Annotated in this window: 26 protein-coding genes; 2 read left to right on the top strand and 24 right to left on the bottom strand. The window is 34.4% G+C overall.

The annotated features are described in order from the left end of the window. The first annotated feature begins 14 nt into the window (after positions 1–14). Positions 15–863: a polysaccharide deacetylase family protein gene (locus AC0608_RS04275; RefSeq protein ID WP_478288234.1), complete on the top strand. Its 849-nt coding sequence runs from the start codon at positions 15–17 to the stop codon at positions 861–863. Between the two features lie 181 nt (positions 864–1,044). On the opposite strand, the gene AC0608_RS04270 is transcribed toward AC0608_RS04275, so the two are convergent. From AC0608_RS04270 to AC0608_RS04160, 23 genes are all read right to left on the bottom strand, one after another. Next, positions 1,045–2,262 carry a murein hydrolase activator EnvC family protein gene (locus AC0608_RS04270; protein WP_417959070.1) on the bottom strand — a complete coding sequence of 406 codons (1,218 nt, stop codon included), beginning with the start codon at positions 2,260–2,262 and terminating at the stop codon, positions 1,045–1,047. Positions 2,263–2,322: 60 nt separating this feature from the next. Continuing rightward, positions 2,323–3,135: a lipoprotein insertase outer membrane protein LolB1 gene (gene lolB1 / locus AC0608_RS04265; RefSeq protein WP_478288233.1), complete on the bottom strand. Its 813-nt coding sequence runs from the start codon at positions 3,133–3,135 to the stop codon at positions 2,323–2,325. Next, complete coding sequence (locus AC0608_RS04260) at positions 3,135–4,484, bottom strand: tetratricopeptide repeat protein (protein WP_478288232.1); 1,350 nt, start codon at positions 4,482–4,484, stop codon at positions 3,135–3,137. Before AC0608_RS04260 ends, lolB1 begins: the two co-directional genes overlap by 1 nt. Before the next feature lie 53 nt (positions 4,485–4,537). Further along, entirely contained in the window at positions 4,538–5,548 is a 1,011-nt protein-coding gene (locus tag AC0608_RS04255) for a sugar phosphate nucleotidyltransferase (protein WP_478288231.1), read from the bottom strand. Positions 5,549–5,641: 93 nt separating this feature from the next. Continuing rightward, complete coding sequence (dut, locus tag AC0608_RS04250; protein WP_478288230.1) at positions 5,642–6,076, bottom strand: dUTP diphosphatase; 435 nt, start codon at positions 6,074–6,076, stop codon at positions 5,642–5,644. Between the two features lie 185 nt (positions 6,077–6,261). Further along, a complete protein-coding gene (locus tag AC0608_RS04245) occupies positions 6,262–7,728 on the bottom strand; it encodes a lipopolysaccharide biosynthesis protein (RefSeq protein ID WP_478288229.1) in 1,467 nt (488 codons plus the stop codon). Positions 7,729–7,858: 130 nt separating this feature from the next. Next, positions 7,859–8,314, bottom strand: coding sequence for a hypothetical protein (locus AC0608_RS04240; protein ID WP_478288228.1), 456 nt, complete (start codon positions 8,312–8,314; stop codon positions 7,859–7,861). 10 nt (positions 8,315–8,324) lie between these two features. After that, on the bottom strand, positions 8,325–8,768 hold the full coding sequence (locus tag AC0608_RS04235; protein ID WP_417959063.1) for a GNAT family N-acetyltransferase: 444 nt from the start codon (positions 8,766–8,768) through the stop codon (positions 8,325–8,327). Between the two features lie 90 nt (positions 8,769–8,858). Then, a complete protein-coding gene (gene atpG, locus AC0608_RS04230) occupies positions 8,859–9,719 on the bottom strand; it encodes an ATP synthase F1 subunit gamma (protein ID WP_478288227.1) in 861 nt (286 codons plus the stop codon). 98 nt (positions 9,720–9,817) lie between these two features. Continuing rightward, a complete protein-coding gene (gene atpA, locus AC0608_RS04225) occupies positions 9,818–11,395 on the bottom strand; it encodes a F0F1 ATP synthase subunit alpha (protein WP_126455013.1) in 1,578 nt (525 codons plus the stop codon). Positions 11,396–11,433: 38 nt separating this feature from the next. Next, positions 11,434–11,967 (bottom strand): ATP synthase F1 subunit delta, encoded by a 534-nt coding sequence (gene atpH, locus AC0608_RS04220; protein ID WP_478288226.1) that lies wholly within the window; start codon positions 11,965–11,967, stop codon positions 11,434–11,436. A gap of 5 nt (positions 11,968–11,972) precedes the next feature. Further along, entirely contained in the window at positions 11,973–12,473 is a 501-nt protein-coding gene (locus AC0608_RS04215) for a F0F1 ATP synthase subunit B (protein WP_417959060.1), read from the bottom strand. Positions 12,474–12,593: 120 nt separating this feature from the next. Further along, a complete protein-coding gene (atpE, locus tag AC0608_RS04210) occupies positions 12,594–12,785 on the bottom strand; it encodes an ATP synthase F0 subunit C (protein ID WP_073353856.1) in 192 nt (63 codons plus the stop codon). Positions 12,786–12,862: 77 nt separating this feature from the next. Continuing rightward, the gene (gene atpB / locus AC0608_RS04205) at positions 12,863–13,996 is read right to left on the bottom strand and encodes a F0F1 ATP synthase subunit A (protein WP_478288225.1); all 1,134 of its coding nucleotides are present in this window, start codon (positions 13,994–13,996) and stop codon (positions 12,863–12,865) included. A 120-nt stretch (positions 13,997–14,116) separates the two neighbouring features. Beyond that, positions 14,117–14,509, bottom strand: coding sequence for a DUF6168 family protein (locus AC0608_RS04200; protein WP_417959058.1), 393 nt, complete (start codon positions 14,507–14,509; stop codon positions 14,117–14,119). Between the two features lie 93 nt (positions 14,510–14,602). Continuing rightward, complete coding sequence (locus AC0608_RS04195) at positions 14,603–14,830, bottom strand: AtpZ/AtpI family protein (RefSeq protein ID WP_417959057.1); 228 nt, start codon at positions 14,828–14,830, stop codon at positions 14,603–14,605. Further along, positions 14,796–15,206 carry a bactofilin family protein gene (locus AC0608_RS04190; protein WP_417959056.1) on the bottom strand — a complete coding sequence of 137 codons (411 nt, stop codon included), beginning with the start codon at positions 15,204–15,206 and terminating at the stop codon, positions 14,796–14,798. Before AC0608_RS04190 ends, AC0608_RS04195 begins: the two co-directional genes overlap by 35 nt. A gap of 2 nt (positions 15,207–15,208) precedes the next feature. Further along, a complete protein-coding gene (porW, locus tag AC0608_RS04185) occupies positions 15,209–17,836 on the bottom strand; it encodes a type IX secretion system periplasmic lipoprotein PorW/SprE (RefSeq protein WP_478288224.1) in 2,628 nt (875 codons plus the stop codon). Between the two features lie 305 nt (positions 17,837–18,141). Further along, positions 18,142–18,837: an ABC transporter ATP-binding protein gene (locus AC0608_RS04180; protein WP_417959054.1), complete on the bottom strand. Its 696-nt coding sequence runs from the start codon at positions 18,835–18,837 to the stop codon at positions 18,142–18,144. A gap of 48 nt (positions 18,838–18,885) precedes the next feature. Next, on the bottom strand, positions 18,886–20,355 hold the full coding sequence (locus AC0608_RS04175) for a DUF5687 family protein (RefSeq protein WP_478288223.1): 1,470 nt from the start codon (positions 20,353–20,355) through the stop codon (positions 18,886–18,888). A gap of 47 nt (positions 20,356–20,402) precedes the next feature. Further along, a complete protein-coding gene (locus tag AC0608_RS04170; protein ID WP_478288222.1) occupies positions 20,403–21,110 on the bottom strand; it encodes a hypothetical protein in 708 nt (235 codons plus the stop codon). Further along, positions 21,107–21,787, bottom strand: a complete 681-nt coding sequence (locus tag AC0608_RS04165; protein ID WP_478288221.1) for a hypothetical protein — start codon at positions 21,785–21,787, stop codon at positions 21,107–21,109. Before AC0608_RS04165 ends, AC0608_RS04170 begins: the two co-directional genes overlap by 4 nt. 10 nt (positions 21,788–21,797) lie before the next feature. Then, the gene (locus tag AC0608_RS04160; protein WP_417959050.1) at positions 21,798–22,139 is read right to left on the bottom strand and encodes a PadR family transcriptional regulator; all 342 of its coding nucleotides are present in this window, start codon (positions 22,137–22,139) and stop codon (positions 21,798–21,800) included. Positions 22,140–22,292: 153 nt separating this feature from the next. Here AC0608_RS04160 and AC0608_RS04155 point away from each other — a divergent pair, with 153 nt between their 5' ends. Further along, the gene (locus AC0608_RS04155; protein ID WP_478288220.1) at positions 22,293–23,345 is read left to right on the top strand and encodes a 2Fe-2S iron-sulfur cluster-binding protein; all 1,053 of its coding nucleotides are present in this window, start codon (positions 22,293–22,295) and stop codon (positions 23,343–23,345) included. A gap of 339 nt (positions 23,346–23,684) precedes the next feature. Here the strand turns inward: AC0608_RS04155 and AC0608_RS04150 are convergent, their stop codons facing one another. Beyond that, positions 23,685–24,446, bottom strand: coding sequence for a GLPGLI family protein (locus tag AC0608_RS04150; RefSeq protein ID WP_478288219.1), 762 nt, complete (start codon positions 24,444–24,446; stop codon positions 23,685–23,687). Between the last annotated feature and the right edge of the window lie 71 nt (positions 24,447–24,517).

Genomic DNA, 24,517 nt, shown 5'->3' with positions numbered 1-24,517 from the left:
TTACGATTCGATTTATGAAAAACCTTCTTTACTCCATTTTTTTTGGACTCTTTTTAGTGCAAGGCTGTCAAACAGAACCGCGTAAAAAAACTTCTAAAACCCCGGTAGTTCCCGATTCGGAGAAAATAGTACCGCTCAAAAAAGTGCTGGCGGATGCACCTACTATATTATCAAAAAAGGAAGTTCCTATTTTATGCTACCATAACATCAAAGATTTTAGTAGCAGTGCCAGCGGAAACATAAAAACCTACACAGTAAAACCGGTTGCTTTTGCAGAACAAATGAAAGCCTTAGCCGATGCAGGCTATCAAACTATTTTACCGGAACAACTGTATGACTATTTAGCCTATAATGGTCCGTTACCGGCAAAACCTATTATGATCACCTTTGATGATACAAGGGAAGAACAATTTACCATTGCCGCAGCCGAAATGAAAAAATACGGTTTCAAAGGTGTGTTTTTTATCATGACGGTATCAATTAATCGTCCTGGCTACATGAGTAAAGAGCAAATTAAAAACCTATCTGATAGCGGAAATAGTATAGCCGCACATACATGGGATCACCACATGGTTACTAAATATACCGGAGATGACTGGAATACACAATTAGTAAAACCTAAAGCAAAACTCGAGGATATCATTGGAAAATCAGTTACGGATTTTGCATATCCTTTTGGTTTATGGAATACAGCGGCAATCCCTGAAATAAAAAAGAGTGGCTATAAAATGGCTTATATATTATCTACCAAAAGAGATCCTATAGATCCATTGTATACCATTAGACGTATTATTGTTTCCGGAATTTGGTCTACTGAAGGAATGGTGAATTCTATTAATTCTTCCTTTAATAAAACTGAATAATCTATTAAACACGGCGTTTTTTAAAACCTAAAATTAGATGCTCGCCTATTAACAAAGGATTCTAGAGAACCTTTTATTATTCTTTTTAAACTATTTCCAGACCAAAACAACTTTCATAAAAAAAGCACTATTGTATTCCTAGGAATACAGTAGTGCTTTTTTTTTACATAAATAACGCTTCTTATCTTGGGGACAACCAACCTTCTGGATTGTTATAAGTCGTGTTTTGAAGAATTAAAAATTTAATAATTGTTTTCCCAGTCTCTCCATTGGTCCTTACTCTTCCTAAATTTTGCTTTATACTCACCTTATCGCCTTTACTAACACTAACAGAACTTAAGTTTTGATAGACCGTAAAGTAATCTCCGTGTTGTATCATAACTGCTTTATTCACCGGTGATAAAACAATAACGCTGGTTACTTCGCCTCCAAAAACAGCTCTTGCGTTTGCACCTTTGTCAGTGGTTATTTCTACACCACTATTGTGAACGGTAATCGTATTAAATAAAGGATGCGTTTGATTTCCATATCCTAATGATACGTATCCTTTTTCAACAGGGTATGGCAATCTTCCTCTATTGGCTCTGAAATTATCTGCAATTATTTTAGATTCCGGAGTCAACTCAATTTTAGAAGATGACACAGCGGCTTTGGAAACCGGGGCATTAGGATTGGCTTTTGCTTTTTCCAAAGCGGCTTTTCTATTAGCAGCAGCAATAGCTTCCCGAATTAATTTATTGATTTGTCGGTCAATTGTTCTGTATTCTTGTTGTCTTTTTTTAATTTCTTGGGAAATCTTATTTTTATCTTTTTTGATAACACTTACGAGCTTCAATTGCTCTTTCTTCTCTTTTTCGAGTGACAACCGCTCTTTTTCGTTTTCAGCAATCAGTTTTTGTTTTGCTGTTTTTTGTACATTTAATTTTTGATTAAAATCCGTAAGCTTGTTCGACTTTGTTTTTATTTCTTCACCCTGCATTTTTCTGTAACTGGTGTACTGTTTCATGTACTGGGCTCTTTTATAAGCCTGTAAGAAATTTTCAGACGACAATAAGAACATCGCTCTGCTTTCTGATGAACGACTTTTATATGATTTTACAATCATCTGAGCGTAATCCTCCTTAAGCTCCGTTAATTCTTTTTTAAGCTTATTAATCTGCACTTGATTAATATACATGTCATTATTAAGCAACTTGGTCTGCTTTTCAGTCGTATTAATTAATTTTTCTTTCAGCTTTATTTTAGTGCTTTGAATGATAACTACATTAACCGCAGATTTTTCTTTTTTCTTTACGTTCTGTAATAATTTTTCGTTTTCTCGAATTTCTTTTTGAATTTGAGCTTTACGTTGTTCAAGTTTTTCTTGTTGGGATTCTTGGCTCCACAACAATGAAGTCATACAGATAAAAATTAGGCTAAGGAGAAATTTTGGCATATTGAAAAAATATTTTTTGCGAATTTACTTAATTATAATTCTTTTGTACCCATTTGGAACACTATAAGGAAAAGAAAGTTCTTCATTGAAAGTAACCGAGTTGTATTCCAGATTGATTTCGGTGTTTCCTTTCTTCTGAAACGTATTAATAAGAACACTAGTTGGCAATATAGCCTCGTTGTATACTTTATTAGCTGCGTAAGCCACTTTGATCATCCGCTCTTCAGCGGTTTGTGTTATTTCTTGTTTTTGAACTAAAAACTTATCGGCATCCAAAAAGAATGATTTTTTAGTGTTTTTATTTGAAGTATCGTCTAATCGATAGGTTTGTTCCAGTAAAGATTCCAAGTATTTTCCCTTTGTTAAATCATCAATCGCTTGACCTAATAACATGTTTTGAATTTTATTGTAATCCAGATCAGTTCCCAGCCATTGGCTTAAACTACTAAAATCTCCCTCAAAATATTTCCCATTTATCTTTTCGTAATAACTTACCGTAGTGGGTGTGATGAGTGCTTTTGCCATTGTAATTCCCAGAAAACGAATGATTACCAAAATTTGCTCGTCTTTCTTAATCTTGATTTCAGCGGTGACATTTTGAGTTTGTTTGTCATCGGCGTAACGCGCATTTGACTTAATATATAATGTAGAAAATTCATTTTTATTGTTGTAATGATTTTCTATTATTTTTTTGGCTGACATGTAGCCTGCCTCTGCCATAGGCTCATTGCTTGCTGAAACCGCAATTGCTTTCGTTTTACACGATACGAGCGTGAGCGAAGCAGCAAAACAAACTATAAAAACCCGACGTAACACTAGTATTGAATATTTTTTCATTATTTTTTTTCTTTTAATAATTGATTGGCTTTAGAGAAAAACAAGTCTTTTTTCTTGAAATCTCCCAAGCCATCATAGGCTTCTCCAAGTTGGATATTGAAATTTATTTCCAATTCTTTATTCTCTACTACATAATCCATGCCTATTTCGAGAAAATCCTTCGCTTTTTTAAATTGTTGGAGTTGATTGTTGGCCAAACCCGCATAATAATAAAACTGTGGTTGTGTTGGAAAAGTCTCTACCATTACAAGTGCTTTTTTGGCTACGACCTCAAATTGTTTCTGTTCTGTATACGCTTGTAACAAAAGTAAATTCGATTCGATGACATCTTCTGACCCATTATCTGCTGATTTCTCATAATACGCAATGGCCTTGTCCCATTGTTTTTTAGCCTGGAAAAACTTTCCTATTTCTTTGGCTACATTTACAGAAGTGTCGTTGTCGAAATAACTGACAGCTTTCTCTAAATCAGTCGAATATTCCGGATTCTTGTCTGTGAAAATCAAAAACTCATTCAGAATTCTGTGTTTAATTTTCGAATCTATTATAGCACTAGCCAAAACAATATTCATTGCTTTGATGGCTTTTGGTACATCATTAGCATCCAAATAATTCTTGAACAAACTTACTTGAGCCCACTCCGAATTTGGAATCGCTTTTTCAAGTTTTTTGACTGTATCAAAAGCTTTTGATTCTTCATTATTTTTAGAATACAAAAATATCAAACTGATATAATTGAACTCGTCTTGTGGATTTTTTGCAATCAGATCTTCCAGATTGGTAATCTCCATATTCTGAAATTTCCCTACGGATAAAATCTGGCTCTTGTATAATTCCCTACGATCCGTTTTTCCAAAGGTTTCGTTGAGTTCCTGAATCAACGCCAAAGCTTTTTCATACTGATTGGTCCCCATATACAATGAGGTCAAGTCCTCTTTGTATTTCGGATCAAATTCAATCAGCTTATTAATAACACCAATACCCTGAGTGAAATTTTTAGTTTCGTAACTCACATCATACATTCCTATCCAGAACCATTTATTTTTAGGATCAATTTTGGTAGCAATTTCAAAGGAGTTATAGGCACTTTTATACTCTTTTAAGGCTAAATAATTCTTCCCTAGTTCATAATAAACGGTTGCATCATTGGGTTTGATCTTGTTAGCTTTGTCCAATGCCACTATCGCTTTATCATAATTTTCAATCCCTTTTTGAAGCAAGGATTCGTAAAAAAGCTCCTCAAACTGATCTGCATCCAGCTTAATTTCCTCTGGTTCCGTTTGTGCCCATAGCAAAGCTGAATTGCATTGCAAAGATAGAAATAGCAGTATGAAAATGCTTTTTTTCATTTTAAAATTAATTCGCTACGTTACCAAATAGTACCCCAATAAAAGGGACTTTTTTATTCTAACACTGAATAATCTCCGATGCTGATGCTCGTAAAATTCCCATTGAAACTGGCGTGATTTCCGATCATTGCATTATCTAAATCTGCATTTTTTATATGAACATGGGTTTGTACCAAACTATTTTTAAGTGTACTGTTTTGTACGTGACATCCATTTCCTAGGGAAACATTAGGTCCTACCGTGGTATTTATCAAAACCACATCTGTACCGATATAACAGGGCGGAATTATAGTCGAATTTTCTAACTTGACATCAAAGTCAACTAAATGCGCTCCATCATTATACAGGAAGCCCAACATTCTGGAATTGGTTTCTACGGTCACATTTTTGTTGCCACAGTCCATCCATTCGTCTACTTTACCAGGAACAAATTTCATGCCCTTGGCCATCATTTGTTTGATTCCATCGTTAATTTGATATTCTCCACCGTGAATAATATTATTATCTAAAACGAATTGAAGTTCGTTTTTTAATACCTCTACCGCTTTAAAGTAATAAATTCCAATAACGGCAAGGTCTGAGACAAATTCCGTAGGCTTCTCAACCAGTTCGACTATTTCATTCGCATCATTCAAATTAATAACTCCAAAAGCTTCTGGATGCTCTACTTGTTTTACCCAAATAACGCTGTCAGCATTTGTATCTAAATCAAAATCAGCCCGAATTAATGTATCTGCATACGCAATAACGGCAGGTCCGCTTAAAGAATCTTTAGCACACATGATGGCGTGACCGGTTCCTAAAGCTTCGTTTTGATAATAAATAGTGCCTTTGGCGCCTAATTTTTGTGCGATAGCGATTAATTCCTCTTCCACTTTCTTGCCAAAACTTTCATGGATGATAAAAGCAACTTCTTCGATATCTTGATTCAATACACCGGCAATATCCTCAACCAGACGGTGAACGATTGGTTTTCCAGCAATAGGAATTAATGGTTTTGGAATAGTTAAAGTATGTGGGCGAAGACGTGAACCACGACCAGCCATTGGGACAATTATTTTCATGTTTTTTTATATTATAAAGATTGAAAAATTAAAAAATTAAAAATTAGAATCAAAAATCTTTGAATTATTAAATCTTTGAATTATTAAATTAAATTATTTTACTCCAGTACTCCCAAATCCACCTTCGCCTCTAGAAGTTTCTGAAAGCTCCTGGACTTGGATCCATTCTGCACGCTCGTGTTTTGCAATGATGAGTTGGGCAATGCGTTCTCCATTTTCAATAACAAAATCTTCATTGGATAAATTTACTAAAATAACTCCAATTTCACCCCGATAATCAGCATCTACTGTTCCCGGAGCATTCAGGACGGTAATTCCATTTTTAGCCGCCAAACCGCTCCTTGGCCGTACTTGTGCCTCGTACCCGATAGGTAGCGCTATGAAAAGACCTGTTTTTACAATGGCTCTGCCTAGTGGTTTTAATGTTATGGATTCGGTTAGATTAGCACGTAAGTCCATTCCTGCCGACGCTATAGTTTCATAGTTTGGCAAGGTGTGCTGTGATTTGTTAATTATGTTTATTCTCATTTTTTTTATTTTAAAATATGGATGTAGAAGCAACAAGTCGGGGCTTGCTAGTATTTGTTTGTAGCTGTTGTTTCGTATTAATATAGATTTTTAATAGCCCTGATTGCAGCGGCATCCTTTTCTTTTTTTCTTTAAAAAAGAAAAGATACAGCAAAAAGCAGGAAATAGCTCCTGAGAACTCTATTCTAGTTCTTTCTTCGGGTTACAATTTTAGTTAATAATTCTTTTTCATTATGGTATATAAAATACATAAATACGAGTAATAATGGGATTCCGATGTAATAATTCTCTCTAAAACCGTAAAATGAAATAGCCGAAAACCCTATCGAAACCAATAGATACATACTGATTTTGTTGGTGTCGTAAGGGATAGGATAGTATTTATTACCAAAATAATACGAAATCATCATCATACTTCCATAGGCAGCAATAGTGGCAATCGCTGAGCCATAATAGCTCATTGTTGGTATTAACAGATAATTTAATACGAGTGTAATTATGGCTCCCACAATGGAAATGTAAGCACCAATGTGAGTTTTGTCGATTAATTTGTACCACACAGAAAGATTGGTGTAAATCCCTAAGAAGAAGTTGGCCAGTATAATCAGCGGTACTACTTTCATGGCTTCCCAGTAGGACTCGTCCTGAATCATGATGACTTTAAGTACATCTGCAAAAACGATAACGGACAACAATATAAAAGATCCGAAAATAACAAAGTACTTGGTAATTGTCGCGTAGGTTTGTGGCGCATCCTCGCTTTCAGAGTGACTGAAAAAGAAGGGTTCGATTCCTAAAGTGTAGGCTGTACGGTATAAAACCATGAACAAACCCAATTTGTAACAGGCAGAATACACTCCTACTTCAGCAGCAGCGCTATCAGGAGGCAATAAATAGCCCAATAAAATTTTGTCAAATTGCTCGTTGATCGCAAAGGCAACCCCAGCAATCATGATTGGCATACCGTACTGCATCATTCTTTTCCAGAGTTGGTAATCAAAATGCCATTTTAATTTGAAATAATTGGGCGATAGCAGTATAAATGTAAGTAAGCTGGCAACAATGTTGGAAACAAATATATAGCCTATCTGAAAATCTTCCATGTATAGAGATCGTAAGATACTCTCAGGATTTGATTCTGCAATCGCGGGTAAATAACTTAAAAAGAAAAGATTCAAAAACAGATTTACAGCTACATTTCCTATTTTGATTATCGCATATTTTACGGGTTGCTGATTGACTCTTAATTTAGAGAATGGAACAATCACCAAAGCGTCGAGCACTAAAATCCAAATCGTGTAACTAATGTATTGTTGGTCTATTTCAGCCCAACTAGATAATGTATTTCGGAATAATAAAGCTCCGAATAAAAACGCTATGGAAGTCCAAAAAATAGAAACGGAGGTGGTTTCTACTACTGAATTCTTATTGGTTTCTTTGTTGTAAAACCTAAAAAAAGCAGTTTCCATTCCGTAAGACAGAATAACATTAAAAAAAATCATTCCAGCAAAAATGATGGAAACCTTTCCATACGATTCTTTTGGAAGTAAATCCGTGTATAAGGGCACTAGTAAAAAACTGAACATTCTTGGTATCACCGTAGCCAATCCATAAATGGCAGTCTGTTTAAAAAGATTTTTATATAATCCCAAAATGGTATGTCTATTAAAATTAAGCAAACAAAAATAACTAATTCTTTGGTTTAATCCGCTGAAGTGAATATTAGTTTTAAAACCGAAACACCTACAATAAAGACTAATTCATTTTCCACCGAAAATAGCTTTATGGCTTTTCTGTGACATTCGATATTTTAAAAAAATATAGTTTATTCTCTTTCTTGTATTCTAAAACTGCTTCGTTGCGTTTTAAATCAAATTTAGATTTTTGAATAACCGGTGCTTTATTCCCATATTCTTTGGCAAGATTACTATCCAGAATCAAATCTTCTTGTTTATTGCTTTGATAAAAATGTGCTACAAAAGTATTTTTAGTGATTTCTTCAACCCTAGATTCTTGATTGTGAAAATAGATTTTCTTCAGTTTGATATTTGCCGCAAGTGGTTTTTTGAAGTCAATATAAAAATGCATGACAGTCCTTTCCTTAACGTTTTTATCTTTTTGATAAAAAATCGATTGCATTCCTTGAGGAAATTCCGTTTGGATTTCTTGTTTCATGGCACAAAAAGTAAGGCTTAATGCAGAGCTAAATAAGAGGCCAATTATTTTATATCCTTTCATAATAGCCATTTTAACTTAATCCGTCTTCGTTTAGAATCTTAAGAAAGTGAAATCCTTTTGGAACATAACCTTGATTATAATAGAAACGATGTGCCGTGAAATTTCCAGTAAAAGCATCTAAAACAATCATCGTACAACCAGTTTCCTTGGCCAAAACATCAACATAATCCGTCATCATTTTGCCCAATCCTTTGGAACGATGCTCCGGATGAACGATAAAATTATCAATCTCTATGTATTTTCCTGACCAAAGTTTTGTCCCTGACCAAAATCCAGAAACCGCCACACAAACCTCGTTTTCAAAAATGGCAACCTGTTTGTAATTATGGGGAATCATCTCGATAAGATACGATTCATATTTTTCTACCGTAAAAGTGGGATATAAAAATCGCATTACATCAATATTACCAAGCATTTCCGCTACTGTGGTTAGTTCTCTAATTTTTAATTGCATACTTTCTAGTATTATTTTTAACGATAAAATTAAACAAAAAAAGAGCCAACATCTGTTGGCTCTTAGAATATATTTTGAATCAATACTTTATTATCCATTCAATGCTTCTGCTCCACCAACAATCTCTAATATTTCGTTAGTAATAGATGCCTGACGTGCTTTATTGTATGTCAATTTCAATTGATTTCTCAATTCAGTTGCATTATCCGTGGCTTTGTGCATGGCTGTCATACGCGCTCCGTGTTCTGAAGCAAATGAATCACGAATTCCTTTATACAATTGTGTTTTTAACGATTTTGGAATCAAAGTCAACACGATTTCTTCTTTTGAAGGTTCAAAAATATAATCTCCAGTCGAAACTGCAACATCGGATTTTATCGGTGCTAAAGGCAAAAATTGTTCCGTTTGAATGATTTGTGTTGCGGCATTTTTAAATTGATTGTAAATCAACTCTATTTTATCATATTCACCAGAAAGAAATTTCTGAGTCAAAAGATCTGAAATCTTAGCTACGTTATCAAAAGTCAAATCATCAAAAATAGCGCTTTGATTGTCAACTACAGAAAGTGTTTTACTCAAAACATCGTTTCCTTTTTTACCAATAGCAAAAACGTCTACTTGTTTGCCTGAGTAAAATTCAGCACGGTTTTTAGCGCCTTTAATTGCATTTGTATTAAAAGCACCAGCTAAACCTCTATTTGAAGTTATCACTACTAATAATACCTTCTTGATTTCGCGTTGGGTTGTAAATTCTCCACCGGCATCACCTTCCAGTGTAGCAGAAAGATTTTGCAATAATTCCGTTAATTTTTCGGCATAAGGGCGCATTGCTGTGATTGCATCTTGTGCTTTCTTTAGCTTTGCTGCAGAAACCATTTTCATTGCCGATGTAATTTGCATCGTAGATGAAACGGAAGTAATTCTATTACGGATTTCCTTTAAATTTGCCATTTTATATTAGTCTAATGTCATAAAGTCATAAAGTCTAAAGTACTTAAAAGCCGATTAACTGACTTTAGGACTTTGGACTTTACAACTTTGGACTATTTTTAGTTATATTTTGCTGATAATTCTTTTGCTACAGTTTCGATTACATCTGTAATTTCGTCTGTCAATTTTCCTGCTTTCAACGCATCAAGAGTTGCTCTGTGTTTGTTGTTCAAGAATTCTAAGAAATCTTTCTCAAATTCTCTTACTTTGTTCACAGGAACATTTCTCAACAAGTTTTTAGAACCCGCATAGATAATTGCAACTTGATCTTCAACAGTATAAGGATCGTTCAAACCTTGTTTCAAGATCTCAACGTTTCTTCTTCCTTTTTCAATTACATTTAAAGTAACGGCATCAAGATCAGAACCAAATTTAGCAAACGCTTCCAATTCACGGAATTGTGCTTGATCCAGTTTCAAAGTACCTGCTACTTTTTTCATTGATTTAATTTGTGCATTTCCACCAACACGAGATACCGAAATACCTACGTTAATTGCTGGACGAACCCCAGAGTTAAACAAATCTCCATCCAAGAAAATTTGACCATCTGTAATCGAAATTACGTTTGTTGGGATGTAAGCAGAAACGTCACCAGCTTGAGTTTCAATAATTGGCAAAGCAGTAAGAGAACCACCACCTTTAACAATTGATTTCAATGAATCTGGTAAATCGTTCATGTCTTTAGCAATTCCATCATCTGCAATTACCTTACAAGCACGTTCTAATAACCTACTGTGTAAGTAAAAAACGTCTCCAGGATAAGCTTCACGTCCCGGTGGTCTTCTCAATAAAAGAGAAACCTCACGGTATGCAACAGCTTGTTTAGATAAATCATCATAAACAATTAAAGCCGGGCGACCTGAATCTCTAAAATATTCTCCAATTGCAGCACCCGCAAAAGGAGCATATACTTGCATCGGAGCTGGATCAGAAGCATTAGCAGCAACAATAATGGTATACGCCATTGCTCCTTTTTCTTCTAACATTTTAGCAATTCCCGCTACAGTTGACGCTTTTTGTCCAATGGCAACATATATACAAAATACAGGTTTTCCTGCATCATAAAATTCTTTTTGATTTAAGATCGTATCGATACAAACCGTTGATTTACCTGTTTGACGGTCACCAATAACTAGCTCACGTTGTCCACGACCCACTGGAATCATAGCATCTACTGCTTTAATACCTGTTTGTAATGGCTCAGTAACGGGTTGACGGAAGATAACTCCAGGAGCTTTTCTCTCTAAAGGCATCTCGTATAAATCTCCACCGATTGGTCCTTTACCATCAATTGGAAAACCAAGGGTGTTTACTACACGACCTACCATTTGTTCTCCTACTTTAAGAGAAGCAATACGTTGTGTTCTTTTAGCAGTTGAACCCTCTTTGATTCCTGTAGATGGTCCTAAAAGTACCACGCCTACATTGTCTTCTTCAAGATTCAAAACAATAGCTTCTAATCCATTGTCAAATTCAACTAACTCTCCATATTGAACATTCGAAAGCCCGTAAACACGAGCAATACCATCTCCAACTTGAAGTACTGTTCCTACTTCTTCTAGTGTAGCACCAGATTCAAAACCTTCTACTTGCTTTCTTAATATTGCTGAAATTTCAGCAGGTTTGATTTCCGCCATCTTAATTTATAATTTAGACACTTAAATGTGCAATAAAACTAATTACTTAACTCTCTTTTTAATACTTGTAATCTGTTGGCTACTGAAGCGTTGTACTGCTTGTCGCCTATTCTTAAAATAAATCCTCCAATGATAGAAGCATCTACTATATTTTCGATTGTGATTTTTTTATCCGAAAGGGTTGCAATTTTAGCCAAAACTTTAGCTTCTAATGCTGCATCCATAGGAATCGCTGTAGTAACCTGCGCTACTTCAATACCATTCATAATATCCGATAATTTACTGTACTCTATTGCAATTGCTTCTAGAATTTCGAATCTTTTGTTTTCAAATAACAAATGAAACAACCCTTGGGTCACACCATTGCTATCGGCAAAAACTTCTAACAGTGCTTTTTCTTTAACTTCCACTTTCATGGTAGGATTTTGAATAAAAGTACTCAATTCCAAATTACCATTAATTGTTGAAGCAATCAATTTCATATCCTTATTTACAACTTCGGCAACACCTTTTGAGTTTGCTAAGTCTAGAATTGCTTTTGCATAACGAATTGCTGCTCTTGTACTTGCCATAATTGTTAGTTTAACTTTACGTCACCTAACATTTTCTCAACTAATTTAGTTTGAGCTTCTTTGTTAGATAATTCGTCTTTCAATATTTTTTCTGCGATACTCAATGATAATGTTGAAACTTGTAATTTCAATTCTGCCATAGCTGCATTTTTTTCACTTTCAATTGCTGCTTTGGCTTGTTCAATCATTTTCAGACCTTGAGCTTGTGCTTCGTTTTTAGCATCAGCAACCATTTTCTCTTTCATTTCACGAGCGTCTTTAAGCATGTTGTCACGCTCTAATCTTGCTTCTTGTAAAATACGTTGATTGTCTGCTTGCAGGTTTTGCATTTCTTTTCTAGCATTTTCAGCAGATAACAAGGCATTTTTGATTCCTTCTTCTCTATCATTAACGGCATCCAGAATTGGTTTCCAAGCGAATTTTTTTAACAAGAATATCAATCCAACAAATATTACTATTTGCCAAACAAACAAACCAAACGAAAAATCATTTATTAACTTATCCATTATATCTAATTATAAATTTTAAAGTATGAATTGCTTTTTATCGCAATTTGTAATGTTTTAATTTTAAAAACACTAGTTACAACCAACCGTTGTTAACTAGTGTTTTTTTTAAGTTTTTAATTAAGATGCGAATAACGCAGCAAAACCAATACCTTCAATAAGTGCAGCTGCGATAAGCATAGCTGTTTGGATTTTTCCAGAAGCTTCTGGTTGACGAGCAATAGCGTCCATTGCTGAACCACCAATTCTACCAATACCTAAACCTGCTCCGATAACAATCAATCCTGCTCCTACAATAGTTGGAATTTCCATAATATATAAATTAAAAATTAAACATTCTTATTAAGAGTCTACTGTCATAAAGTCAACCTGACTTTTAAACTTTCGACTTAATGGTGAGCCTCGTCGTGATGATGCTCTTCGTTTCCTGCTCCAAAATAAAGCGCAGATAACATGGTAAAAATATATGCTTGTAAAAATGCAACCAATATTTCAAGAATAGAAAGCGCAAATGCCAATCCGAATGACAAAGTACTTCCAATCCAACTTTTAAAAATAAACATTAAACCAATGATACTCATCAAAACAACGTGTCCTGCTAAAATGTTAGCATACAAACGGATCATTAATGAAAATGGTTTGATGATAGTCCCTAATAATTCAATAGGAGCCAGAATAAATTTCATTGGAGTCGGCACGCCTGGCATCCAGAAAATGTGTCCCCAATAATTTTTATTAGCGGTAAAAGTGGTGATTAAATAGGTCAACAAGGCCAATGATGCTGTAATTGCAATATTTCCTGTTACGTTAAATCCTAGCGGTGTTAATCCTAATATGTTTAAAAAGAAAATAAAGAAAAATATAGTTAACAAATAACTCATGTATTTTTTATATCCTTTTTCTCCAATATTTGGAATGGCGATTTCGTCTCTGATGTACAGTACAAGCGGCTCAAAAAAGCGTCCAGCTCCAGATGCTATTCCGTTATTTTTACCGTACGATTTTGCTAAACCTGTAAACAGTACAAACATTAAGACTGCTATTCCTAAAATACCGATTACACTTTTCGTAATCGATAAATCAAGTGGAGTTGCATTTGTAGGATGACCGTGCTCTTCTGTCAAAGCTCCATCCGCCTCCGTTTTGTATATTTTTTCGTGGTGCAATACGTAGAAGTTTCCATTGTGTTCAGCAACTTCTTCTCCATGATGAAATTTTGATGATGAAAATACTTGCAATCCATTATCCCAGAGTATAACAGGCAATGAAAAACCATAATGCGCTCCTGTTTCTTCATTTACTGAAAAAGTAAAATCATGCGCATCCAAAAGGTGATGGTTAATAAATGCCTTAATTTTAGATTTTACATCCGTTGGCTCTACATGAGTTCCTTCGGCTGCAACAGGAGCAACTTCCGTTTTTACTTGCATAGTATCCACTTCAGGATTTGCAAAACTGATTAGAGGAAGACACGCTACCAAGGCTACTAATATAAATCTAAGTGGTTTGTTTGAAATCACCATAACAGTTAATTATCTTAATTTATTACGTTTCTGAAATTTGGTGCAAATGTACATCTTTTATTAATATTCAAAAGAATATAAAAAATTATTTTTGATGGATTTGTTCCTTGAATCACATATTTATTGCTTTTCGTTTAATATACGTATTGTTAATATCGTTTCAATTGCTAAAAAGAGAATAAACATCATAAAAAAATTAATTTTCTCTATTGCATTGTTTTGGGCTGCAGCCTGCAATATAGGCTTTAAAATCAGATAACAAACTATCATTTTAATACTGGTACTCAAAAGAAAGGACATGCCCACATTATCGAAACTGCGTTCTTTGACTTTAAGCAAAACCACAAATACCACAATAGATAAAACCAGAAACAACAAATAAAGGGTTTCTATAGAATAATGGAAAGCGGTATCATTTATATGTAAAACATAAAAAACAGCCCTGTGAATACCGTAAGCCAATCCCGCAAGTACTAGTAAGGGTAAAAGTGGTTTGTAATTTTTTAAATTCATTGTATTAGTTTTTAACCCTAAAGGCACTAAGATAAAAAACTGTTCTATCTATAAGCGCAACAATTACTGGTTGATCCGAGTTGTGGTTTTTAATTATTTTGTCTTGTTGATTTCGTTTACTTGTCGGATTACGTTATATAAAGACAAAGCAACGCCAACCATCACTAAAACTTTACTGTAATATACTTTTGGATGAGGATGGTTTTCGTCTAACCAGTCGCCGAGATAGGAAAACAGAAAAATAATGGCGCCCATCTGAATCGGAATATTAATCAGCTGAAGCCATTTATTCGCTCTTTTTTGAGGTGTTTTGTTGTCCATCGCTAAGGGTTTGGTTTTTTATATGTGGTTTCATAACACAAGATGCACTAAAGTCAGCACCCGGTTCTACGGATAACTTTCCTACGGTAACTTCGCCATGGATACTGGCCTTGGATTTTACATTCATCACTTCAGTCACCTGAATCTTACCATCAAATTTACCTTCAATATCGGCATTTTTGCATACAATATCTCCGGTAACGCTTCCAGCTGGACCTATGACAATTTTTCCACCGGACTGGAAATTACCAATCAAGTTTCCGTCCATTCTAAAATCAGCCTGCGAAATAATATCGCCTTTTATAGTTGTTCCTTCAACAATTCTATTGGTCTTTCCCAAAAGATCAGTGTATGATTTTTGCTTTTTATCAAACATATTTATTCTTTTTTTAGTACTAAATACGCTTCAAGATTCTTCTTAATTTGGATCACTTTATAATTCTCTCCCGAAACGACAATAGCGACATCCACAATTTTATATTTTGCATTTTCTTCTAAAACTACTGCTATATCATTCGCATAAACCTGTGATTTTATTCCGTGTAGGGTAATAAAATTTTCGTTTACGGTATAAATATCATACGAATAATATAATTTTTGAAGGTTTTCACTGGCTATGAACATTTTGATTTTTTCTTCCAAAAATTTTGTGTTTTTATCCTCACGGGAACCCACTCGATATAGAATTTTCCAATTATTTGAATCTGTTGTACTGAACTCCATTTTTTCTAAAAACGGAATCTGATCATTAAGGATTAGCTGTGCGTTTTTCCCTTCTTCACTGTTTGGATAATTATCCGCGATCTCTTGAAGAGCCTTTTTGTAGGCCAATACCCCTTTAAGCTTCCCGATGGTGTTTGCTTTAAGCAATTCGAACTTTGATACAATATCGTCTCCAGAAAACTGATTGATCAAACTATCTGAATTTTCCAAAACTGTAGCAAATTGTTCTTGTTGGAATAATTTATACCATTTACTATAGACACTTTCCGGCGTTTCATTTTGATTGATGGCACTTGGATCGGTATTGTTAATTATCTGTGCATAACGCGATTCCGGAAACTGCCCCGATATCCTTTTTTTCATTTCCTCTGCTTTATCTGCATCCGTGATTTGGTATAATTTATACAAATTATACATCACAGGAAGAACGAGTTTTTCCTCGGGATTGTTTTTTAATATTTGTTCCAGTTTAGCGATAGCCAAATTATTTTCTTTGAATTTTTCCTTATAAATAACGCCCAATTGGTAGTATGCAAAATTTCGTTCTTTCCTAATACTATCCAATTCTATTTGTTCAGTCGGAAGTTGTTTCAAGTAAAAATCTGTAGTGTATCGCTCCACTATTTTAATTGTTTTTACTTCCTTATCAGAAGCTGCTTTATCCACATTCAGAGAATCAACCAAAGTTGGGTTTGTATTCCCCGAAGAAATCCTCCAATTACCATTTAAAGTCCTGTCACCCCATATTCTTTTGAATTCAACTTTCCCAAAAGCCACTGTGGTAGGATTATAAAAATAGAAAATACTAGTTGCTGGTTGCGAACCCACACTCGCAATAGTGGGTGGTGCCATAGGTGATTTGCGTGCTAATTGTATTGGCTCTTGACTGGAAGCCGCAGCAATTAAACCAGTCGAACTGTTTCTTTCTCTATTTTCTTGTTTTGCTTTGTTTTTTTCTTCTAGAAGTATTTTGACTTCATCTTCCTTCTTAAGTTTACCAATATACTTTTCAAAATAGTCCATTCGATCCGTTGGATGCATCGCAACCACATTTAAAATACTGTCATTTCTTTTTGCCAGCGCTTCATACAAAATAACCTCATCGAGATTGCTTCGTGTTTTTTGAATTTTATTAAACTCCCTTGTTTTGTTATTCAGTTTGACCAGCGTACTGTCGTAATATTTTGCCGCTGTAGGATATTCTGCAGTTCTAAAATACAAGTTGCCTAAATTTCTATAATTGGAGGCAACTAAATACGTGTCTTTTGAATTTGTTCTTAACGATGCGTTGTAGAAATCCAAAGCCCCTTTTTGATTGTTTTGCTTTTCCTGAAACACTGCCATTTGATGAAAAATCAAATCTTTGTACGGCCGATTTTCCCTGTCTTTAATCAGTTTGTCAAATGTTTTTACAAAAGAAACCGAATCTCCAGTTTGATAATCAAATAATGCAGCTTTTTTAGCATGCGCCTGAATTACAAACTTTCGCTCCGCTTTTCTGTTCATTTCAATCACTGATTGATAGGAAGTAACGGCACTGTCCTGGTATCCTAATTCCTGGTACAATTGCCCTAAAATAAAACGATACCGAGCTTTTTCTTGATTTACTTTGGTAAATTCAACTGCTATTTTTAGTTTGGAAACGGCACTGTCTTTTTCTTCTAAATTTAAAAAGGATGCTGCTAAAAGTGCGTTGGCATCTGCAAAAACTTGGTTTTTTACATCGTGATCTTCCAATAGCTTACTGATGTTTTTTATAACCAAAGCATCATTTCCCAGACGCATGTTGGTTTTTTCACGCCATATTTTAGCTTCATAAATCTTGCTACTGTTGGGATATTTGTAAAGAATGTAATTGAATGCCTCTAGAGCAGGTACAAAACGTTGATCATAATAGCGAGACTTGCCAAGCATGAGATAGGCCTCATCAATTTGAGTGTTTTTTTCTCTTCCGCCAATATTCATAGAGTGTTTTTGAATCGCTTTAGTAGCTTTGGCTTCTGCCAATTCAAAATCGGCATTGATTGGTATTGCAGTGCTTGTAATATCTTCTAAAATTTGCATTTTTTCTGGTGGCAACAATTGCCAAAAATCATCATCACTACTGGATTTTATAGCCTGAACTCCTTTATCCAAGCCTACTTGTCCATTATATAAAATATTATATTTTGTGCTCAACGCATGAGAATTTCTGGCTATAAAGGTGTCTTTCTTAGTAGAACAAGCTACCAGAAAGATAAAAAATAACAAGAAAAATAACTGCTTAAATATATTGATTTTCAATGGAAAACGTTTTTATCAATTAACTATTAAATACACTTTTTAGTATATTGACTGGTAAAAATACGTTTCTTTTTGATATCGTGAAGATTATGGTGTTATATTTAAATATTACTCTCTTGCGTAAGGAATGGAAGCGACATCCTTTATTTTCTTTCTTCAAGAAAAAAAGATATAGCGCACAGCCCGACCCGAAGTTTTAACGTAGGGTTACGCCCGAATTAAACCGCTAATTAAATAAACATATTGGAGAATACAATTAGCGAATTAGCGGTAAAAAGTTTTGGCTACGACTGTTGTGTTGACTTTTAAACGGCAAAAAACAATTCTAATTCCTGCAACGTTTCTTGAGAAGTTTGAATGTCTTTGACGACCTCCCCTTTGTGCAAAGCCACTATCCTGTTACTCACCTCAACGGTATGCAACAAATCATGACTGGAAACCAGTACGGTTATTTCTGGATTATCGGCTAAATCCTTGATGATTTTCTTTAATCGAAATTGTGTGGTGGGGTCTAAATTAGCAAACGGCTCATCAAGAATAATCACTTCTGGATTCCCGATTAAAGTAGCAATGATTCCCACTTTTTTCTGATTCCCTTTGGATAAATCGCGTAAGTATTTTTTGTTATTAAGGATTTCTCCATTGAAAAATTCTTCATGGGTAGCCAATAATGCATCGACATCGGCTTTGTTCTGCCCACGTAAATCCCCTATGAAATAAAAATATTCTTCGGGCGTTAAGTAACCTATCAGGAAGCTTTCGTCAAGGAAAGAAGCGGTGAATGGTTTCCAGTTTTCGCTGGTATTTACCTGTACCTCGTTATTGACAATATTTCCTGTTGATGGCTGGATTAAATCCAATAAAAGGCTGAAAAAAGTGGTTTTCCCAGCTCCGTTATTTCCCACTAATCCAAAGCTTTCGCCTTTTTTTATTTCTAAAGTATCTATTTTTAATACGGTTGTTCCGTTGTATGTTTTCGAAAGGTTGTTTACTTGTATCATTTTTGAAAAAGTTTATTCGGTTATTTGTTGATTTCGTTAATCGCTTGATTATCCTTTTTGTTTGTATGCCGCTAGGGTCGCGTATTTTTCGGATTTATAGATTTTCTCAATCAAGGAGAAAACTTTGTTTTTTAATGCAAATCCTATTACTCCCATCGACGCTACTAATGCTAATCCCACATTGGGATTGCCTAATTTAGCACCTAACCAATACATTAAAACGGGCAATCCTAATTGCGGTAGTGAAATTAGCATGGTTTTGATATTGAATGCTTTTTTGTCGCCAAAAGCGCCTTTGCCAGAACTCAAATCGATTGGCGTTTTGGTATATGCGCCACCGAGCAAGACCAAATGAGAATTGACTCCAATGTTATAAATTGCACCCACAACGATGGTTAAATACACCTGCCACCCAAAATAAAGATAGAAAGAGGCAATGGTTGTGGTGACTATTGTTGCAATCACCATCAGCCACCATTTAGAACTCAAATAGCCTTTGTAAGGAATGTTTTGCGTCATCATTAACGGATAATACGCACTATCCCAGCTCGGTACAAATTGGCCGAAAGTGATAAGGAATCCTCCCGAAACAAAAATCCCGGCAAAAATGTGCATTACAGGATTGTTGTACACTTCAATTGCATTGGTAAAAAAAAGAAAGCCATAAAAAAGGAACATCACGCTCAATCCTACTGTGGTTTTAGATCGTTTGTTTCTTTTGATTAATTTAATGTCATTTTTCAAAAAAGTTCCAATGGTTCCAAATTGGTTCAACCAAGTCAACTCCTCCGTTTTGGCAACATCGTGTTTGTTTGACAATCCCGCATCCAGGTATAAATTCTTTTTGAAATACAGGAATGTGACATAATATATACCGATTAAAGCCAAAACCAGTATGGAAAAAGCCCAATACGTATTGAAAATAGCATCGAAAAACGGAGCGGTATAATCCGTAACATTAAAAAATCCATAATAATGCAACCCTCCTAAAACGGCTACTATTGCTAAGAAAATGGCAAATAAATTGTCTTTATTACTCAGTAGAATATTTAGAAAATTATTGATGAATATCAAAGAAGACAGCGCGGCATACCATAGTACCACTGACACCACATCATAGCCTTCAATAATTAAAACAACACAAAACGGAATTAAGAAAAAACCATGCACCAAATTAAAGAAGGACAAAACGGTTTTTCCCAAGGAAAAATGAACAATGGTGGCTTTTTTTATGGGGAAAATCAACATCGGGCGAATGTTCATCACGGGGATTTTTTGCAACAGCAATCGGATGATTAAATCCATCAATACATAATAAATCATGAATTTGTTTACCGTTACGATGGGGTCCAGATTCATTTTCTTTAGAATATAAAAGGCCCCAACTCCTAATGCCAAGAAAATTAAAATGAAATAAACGGCGACAAAGCCCATCAGAATTTTCAAAGCCAGATTAGTTGCAAAGGAAGCTGATCTGGTAAAAGCTTTCCATTCCAGATAAATAAATTTTTGAATCATAGTTTGGTTGTTTTGGTTTTATAGTATGTAGTCAAAATAAGAAAACGTTACAAATTTTCTAATTTATATTCCGGGTAGGTTTGTTTTAAATAGGCTTCAGCCTTGGAAGGGATGACTCTGAATAAAATATAATTTAAAATTCCAAAAAGTACTATCATAAAACTTACTGAGAAAATCCAATAATCATTTACTAAATATCTTTCAGCACGACTGCTTATTTGAATAAAAAAATAAAATGGAACCGAAAAAGCGCCTGAGGAAACACCGTATTGGTTGATAATTTCTTCAAACAACCATTTCTTTTTATTGGTCTCTTTTTGTGTCTTTTTGATTTTCTTATTCTTGTAAAATTCATGAAAAATAAATCCAAAATAACTCATACAAATGGCAATAAAAATATAGTCGTTGTAAATACTTGTTTTCAGAATATTAAAAAGTAAAAAGGTCATTACTATTGTTAATAGAATTTTTGGCAGTTTAAAAAACGTTTTAAAATGTTGAAAGACTAACCGATTGTACTTTTTATGAAGAACAGCTTGACGACTTTCTACCACATCCATAAATCCAAAAACGCCAAACTTCCTAAATTCTTTATGTAGAACTTCGCCAAAAGTAAGCTTGGGATTTTGTTCCCATTCAGTTTCAATGGCGTTTGCCAAATGATCGACTAATTCCGTTTGTAGATCGTAATATTCCACATAATGCTGACGGGTAAAAAGGTAGAGATGGTCTATTTGTTGCGCAGTTAGTTTCATGATTTAGGAACTGATAGTTTTTTAATCACTCGTATATGCTGAAATACCAAAACAAAATCAATCATGAAAAACAAAAGGATCAGAAAAAAGACATATACAAATCCCATTTGAACATCTGTCTCAATATTTATAAGTTTAATAGGCACTAATCCAACTCCCAATAACAAAGGTTGAAAAAACACTAGAATACTTCTTTTTTTAAAAAGATAGCTAAAAGTGGTTTTGTGCTTATATTTCCAAATTATTATCCAAGCTATTGTTACCAAAAAAACTTCCGTTACAAAAAGAGTTCTTAGTGCTTTTGTGAAAAAATAAGTAAATGTTTCGGTATTAAAAAAATGAATAAAAGCTGTTACAATTAAAGTCAAAGGAATTGCCCCTAAAGTAATATACCAAAATCTTGATTTAGTATATCTAGCTATTTTATCCATTATTATTTTTGGTCCGGAATAACCTCGACCGAGCAATAAACCATAAGAACTTAGTCTTAATTCTGGTTTCCATTTTTTAAAAACTTCTTTGAAAGCAACTTCAAAAGAATTCGTTTCATTACATATTTTTTCTTCTATTTCCGAAGCGATATGGTCTAATAATTCCAGTTTGACATCTTGATAAACGAGTCCATTTAAAACTAAAGTTTCTTCTATTTGAGCTACTTGTTCGGTGGTTAATTTCATCTTCATAAAATTAAAATTCTAATTTTGGACTGGGGTTCACTAAACTCTGCATATTCCGGATAAAATCTTCAAGTTCTGAGAGTCGGTTTACGGTTTCTTTCTGACCACTTTCGGTGAGTTTGTAATATTTACGCATGCGATTATCCACTTTTTCAATCTCGACATCCAATAAACCTTCGGCTTCCAGTTTGTGCAAGGCCGGATACAAAGCGCCTTCGGTGATGTTGAGTTCGCCTTGGGTGATCGTCTTTACTTTCTGGGTAATTTCATAACCGTACATCTTGCCGTTTTCTTCCAGCAATTTCATTATAATTGTATTCAGGCTACCTTTGTATAATTGTGAGTTTTTCATGATTGAATCGGCGCAAGTTTTGTGGTATTTCTTACTTTAAAATTCAAATATACATAAGATTCTTATACATAACGATTTTAGGTATATAAATTTTCAAATAGTTTGAATTCAAAAAACCTATTCTGTTTCCTATCTTTGTAAAAAAATAATCACATGTCATCCTTTTTAAAATTAATCATAAAAGAAGTAAAACGCGAAACTAAAGACGCTGTTTCGATACTTTTTAACGTTCCTGCAGAATTAAAACCAATCTATGCTTTTATTGCCGGTCAATATATCAATTTGAAATTAACACTTGATGGTGAAGAAATTCGTCGGGCATATTCTATCTGTTCTTCTCCGGAAAGTGGCGAGTTGCGCATTGCAGTAAAAGCAGTAAAAAACGGTGCTTTCTCTCAATTTGCTAACACAAAACTGAAAGCAGGTGATGTTCTTGAAGTAGGAAAACCAGAAGGAAAATTCACTTTTGAACCGCAAGCGGACCGACAAAAAAACTACGCTTCTTTTGTAGCAGGAAGCGGAATCACACCGGTACTTTCCATCTTAAAATCGGTCTTGAAAAATGAACCTAAGAGTTCTTTTGTGTTGGTTTACGGAAACAAAACGCCTGAAGAAACCATATTTCATCAAGAATTACACGATTTGCAATTGCAATATGTGGGCCGCCTTTTTGTACATTATGTTTACAGTCAAGCCAAAGCAGAACATGCTTTGTTTGGGCGGATTGAAAAATCGACTGTAAATTTTGTTTTGAATAATAAACACAAGGAATTAGAGTTTGATAAGTTTTATTTATGTGGTCCGGAAGAAATGATCAATACCGTTTCTGCGGTTTTGAAGGAGCACAACGTTAAAGAATCCGCCATAAAATTTGAATTATTTTCTTCTTCAACTAAAGAAAATAAAATAGAAAAATCATTAGGAGGCCATTCTAAAATCACTATCATGGTTGATGACGAGGAAACGACTTTTGAAATGTCACAAAAACAAACCGTACTTGATGCTGCTTTAAAACAAGGCATTGATGCTCCGTATTCGTGCCAAGGCGGAATTTGCAGCAGCTGTCTTGCTCGTGTTACCTCCGGAACTGCCGAAATGACTAAAAATTCCATTCTTACCGATAAAGAAATCGCCGATGGTTTGATTCTTACCTGTCAAGCACATCCAACCTCTGAAACTATCTATGTAGATTATGATGATGTTTAGGAAACTCTTCCCCTTAATAGCGGTATTCCATTAAAAAAAGAGTTTGCACAGTGCAAACTCTTTTTTTAATGGAATGTTGTAAAACATCTTGTGATGCATCATTAAGACTTAATTTTTCTAAATTCCTTAACGGTTCAAAACAATTTTAATTTTTTCAACTATATCTTCAACAGCAATCGTGCGCATGGCATCTTCATAACCTGCAACTTTTTTATTTGCACATGTCAAACTACAAATATATTTTTAAGCGCTGTCAAGACGAGAAAACTTGGGTTTAGTTACGATCTTGTTTTAAGACTTCATTATTAAGAACTAGCAAATTAAATCACCGTCAAAGCATTACAAGAAAGCATTCCACAAGAACATGTTTTTTTGTCTTTTATTCTCTTCCTTGTCCTCTCCGTAAGTATACCAGTCCTTTGTTTTTTCTTCTATTAATGTTTTTAGTTCTTTTAAATCATAGGTTTTCTTAGCTGTATTGGGTTTAATCACCGCGCTATCTTTTACTCTTAAATCTATTTTAGTTGCTATGTATGACGTATATAATCTTGGTATAGAAAGCCCTAAAATCATACCTGGCAATCCATTTATACTACATGGACCACCAGTAATGGTGATCTCGTCTGTATAAAAAGCAAACACATATACATCATCAAATATTTTCCCTACTGCTTTTCTACAATTGTAACCCGCTATTTCTCTATGCTCGTTTGTGATTTTCCATTGGATATTTGGAATACTATCTGCAATTACAAAATTAGTACCTACAATTTGCTTTTGCATGTTCATTTTTCTGGTTGTAAAATCAAAAAACCAGGTGTTTTCTTCATCAGCTTCTTTCTCTTGTTTTGGGATTCTTGTTTTGGGACTCCATCTGTCGAATTTAAATACACTTTTATTGTCTTCAAAAGTATAGGTGAAATACGATATTTTTAAGTCTGATAAGTTTTCTTTCATCATTTCGTCCCAACTGTCATTACTCATTGTTTTTTTGAGATTGGTATTGACTTCATACTCAATTACAGCCTTATCTACAAATTGCTGTGCATAGGATCCTGTAGTAAAAACAAATAATGTGATGTAAAAATATATTGATTTCATTGGGTTATTTTTTAAAGTAGTGAGAAGTTTTATTCTAAAATATTGACATTTTTCGATACTAAATTACAATT

Source organism: Flavobacterium sp. GNP008 (assembly GCF_056428965.1).
Note: the sequence above shows the minus strand (reverse complement) of the source record. Positions and strands in the feature narration are given on the sequence as shown.

Excerpts from the sequence above, each read along its gene's own strand:
- AC0608_RS04275 (WP_478288234.1), top strand. The coding sequence starts at position 15 with ATGAAAAACCTTCTTTACTCCATTTTTTTTGGACTCTTTTTAGTGCAA.
- AC0608_RS04270 (WP_417959070.1), bottom strand. The coding sequence starts at position 2,262 with ATGACTTCATTGTTGTGGAGCCAAGAATCCCAACAAGAAAAACTTGAA.
- lolB1 (WP_478288233.1), bottom strand. The coding sequence starts at position 3,135 with ATGAAAAAATATTCAATACTAGTGTTACGTCGGGTTTTTATAGTTTGT.
- AC0608_RS04260 (WP_478288232.1), bottom strand. The coding sequence starts at position 4,484 with ATGAAAAAAAGCATTTTCATACTGCTATTTCTATCTTTGCAATGCAAT.
- AC0608_RS04255 (WP_478288231.1), bottom strand. The coding sequence starts at position 5,548 with ATGAAAATAATTGTCCCAATGGCTGGTCGTGGTTCACGTCTTCGCCCA.
- dut (WP_478288230.1), bottom strand. The coding sequence starts at position 6,076 with ATGAGAATAAACATAATTAACAAATCACAGCACACCTTGCCAAACTAT.
- AC0608_RS04240 (WP_478288228.1), bottom strand. The coding sequence starts at position 8,314 with ATGAAAGGATATAAAATAATTGGCCTCTTATTTAGCTCTGCATTAAGC.
- AC0608_RS04235 (WP_417959063.1), bottom strand. The coding sequence starts at position 8,768 with ATGCAATTAAAAATTAGAGAACTAACCACAGTAGCGGAAATGCTTGGT.
- atpG (WP_478288227.1), bottom strand. The coding sequence starts at position 9,719 with ATGGCAAATTTAAAGGAAATCCGTAATAGAATTACTTCCGTTTCATCT.
- atpA (WP_126455013.1), bottom strand. The coding sequence starts at position 11,395 with ATGGCGGAAATCAAACCTGCTGAAATTTCAGCAATATTAAGAAAGCAA.
- atpH (WP_478288226.1), bottom strand. The coding sequence starts at position 11,967 with ATGGCAAGTACAAGAGCAGCAATTCGTTATGCAAAAGCAATTCTAGAC.
- AC0608_RS04215 (WP_417959060.1), bottom strand. The coding sequence starts at position 12,473 with ATGGATAAGTTAATAAATGATTTTTCGTTTGGTTTGTTTGTTTGGCAA.
- atpE (WP_073353856.1), bottom strand. The coding sequence starts at position 12,785 with ATGGAAATTCCAACTATTGTAGGAGCAGGATTGATTGTTATCGGAGCA.
- atpB (WP_478288225.1), bottom strand. The coding sequence starts at position 13,996 with ATGGTGATTTCAAACAAACCACTTAGATTTATATTAGTAGCCTTGGTA.
- AC0608_RS04200 (WP_417959058.1), bottom strand. The coding sequence starts at position 14,509 with ATGAATTTAAAAAATTACAAACCACTTTTACCCTTACTAGTACTTGCG.
- AC0608_RS04195 (WP_417959057.1), bottom strand. The coding sequence starts at position 14,830 with ATGGACAACAAAACACCTCAAAAAAGAGCGAATAAATGGCTTCAGCTG.
- AC0608_RS04190 (WP_417959056.1), bottom strand. The coding sequence starts at position 15,206 with ATGTTTGATAAAAAGCAAAAATCATACACTGATCTTTTGGGAAAGACC.
- AC0608_RS04180 (WP_417959054.1), bottom strand. The coding sequence starts at position 18,837 with ATGATACAAGTAAACAACCTTTCGAAAACATACAACGGAACAACCGTA.
- AC0608_RS04175 (WP_478288223.1), bottom strand. The coding sequence starts at position 20,355 with ATGATTCAAAAATTTATTTATCTGGAATGGAAAGCTTTTACCAGATCA.
- AC0608_RS04170 (WP_478288222.1), bottom strand. The coding sequence starts at position 21,110 with ATGAAACTAACTGCGCAACAAATAGACCATCTCTACCTTTTTACCCGT.
- AC0608_RS04165 (WP_478288221.1), bottom strand. The coding sequence starts at position 21,787 with ATGAAATTAACCACCGAACAAGTAGCTCAAATAGAAGAAACTTTAGTT.
- AC0608_RS04160 (WP_417959050.1), bottom strand. The coding sequence starts at position 22,139 with ATGAAAAACTCACAATTATACAAAGGTAGCCTGAATACAATTATAATG.
- AC0608_RS04155 (WP_478288220.1), top strand. The coding sequence starts at position 22,293 with ATGTCATCCTTTTTAAAATTAATCATAAAAGAAGTAAAACGCGAAACT.
- AC0608_RS04150 (WP_478288219.1), bottom strand. The coding sequence starts at position 24,446 with ATGAAATCAATATATTTTTACATCACATTATTTGTTTTTACTACAGGA.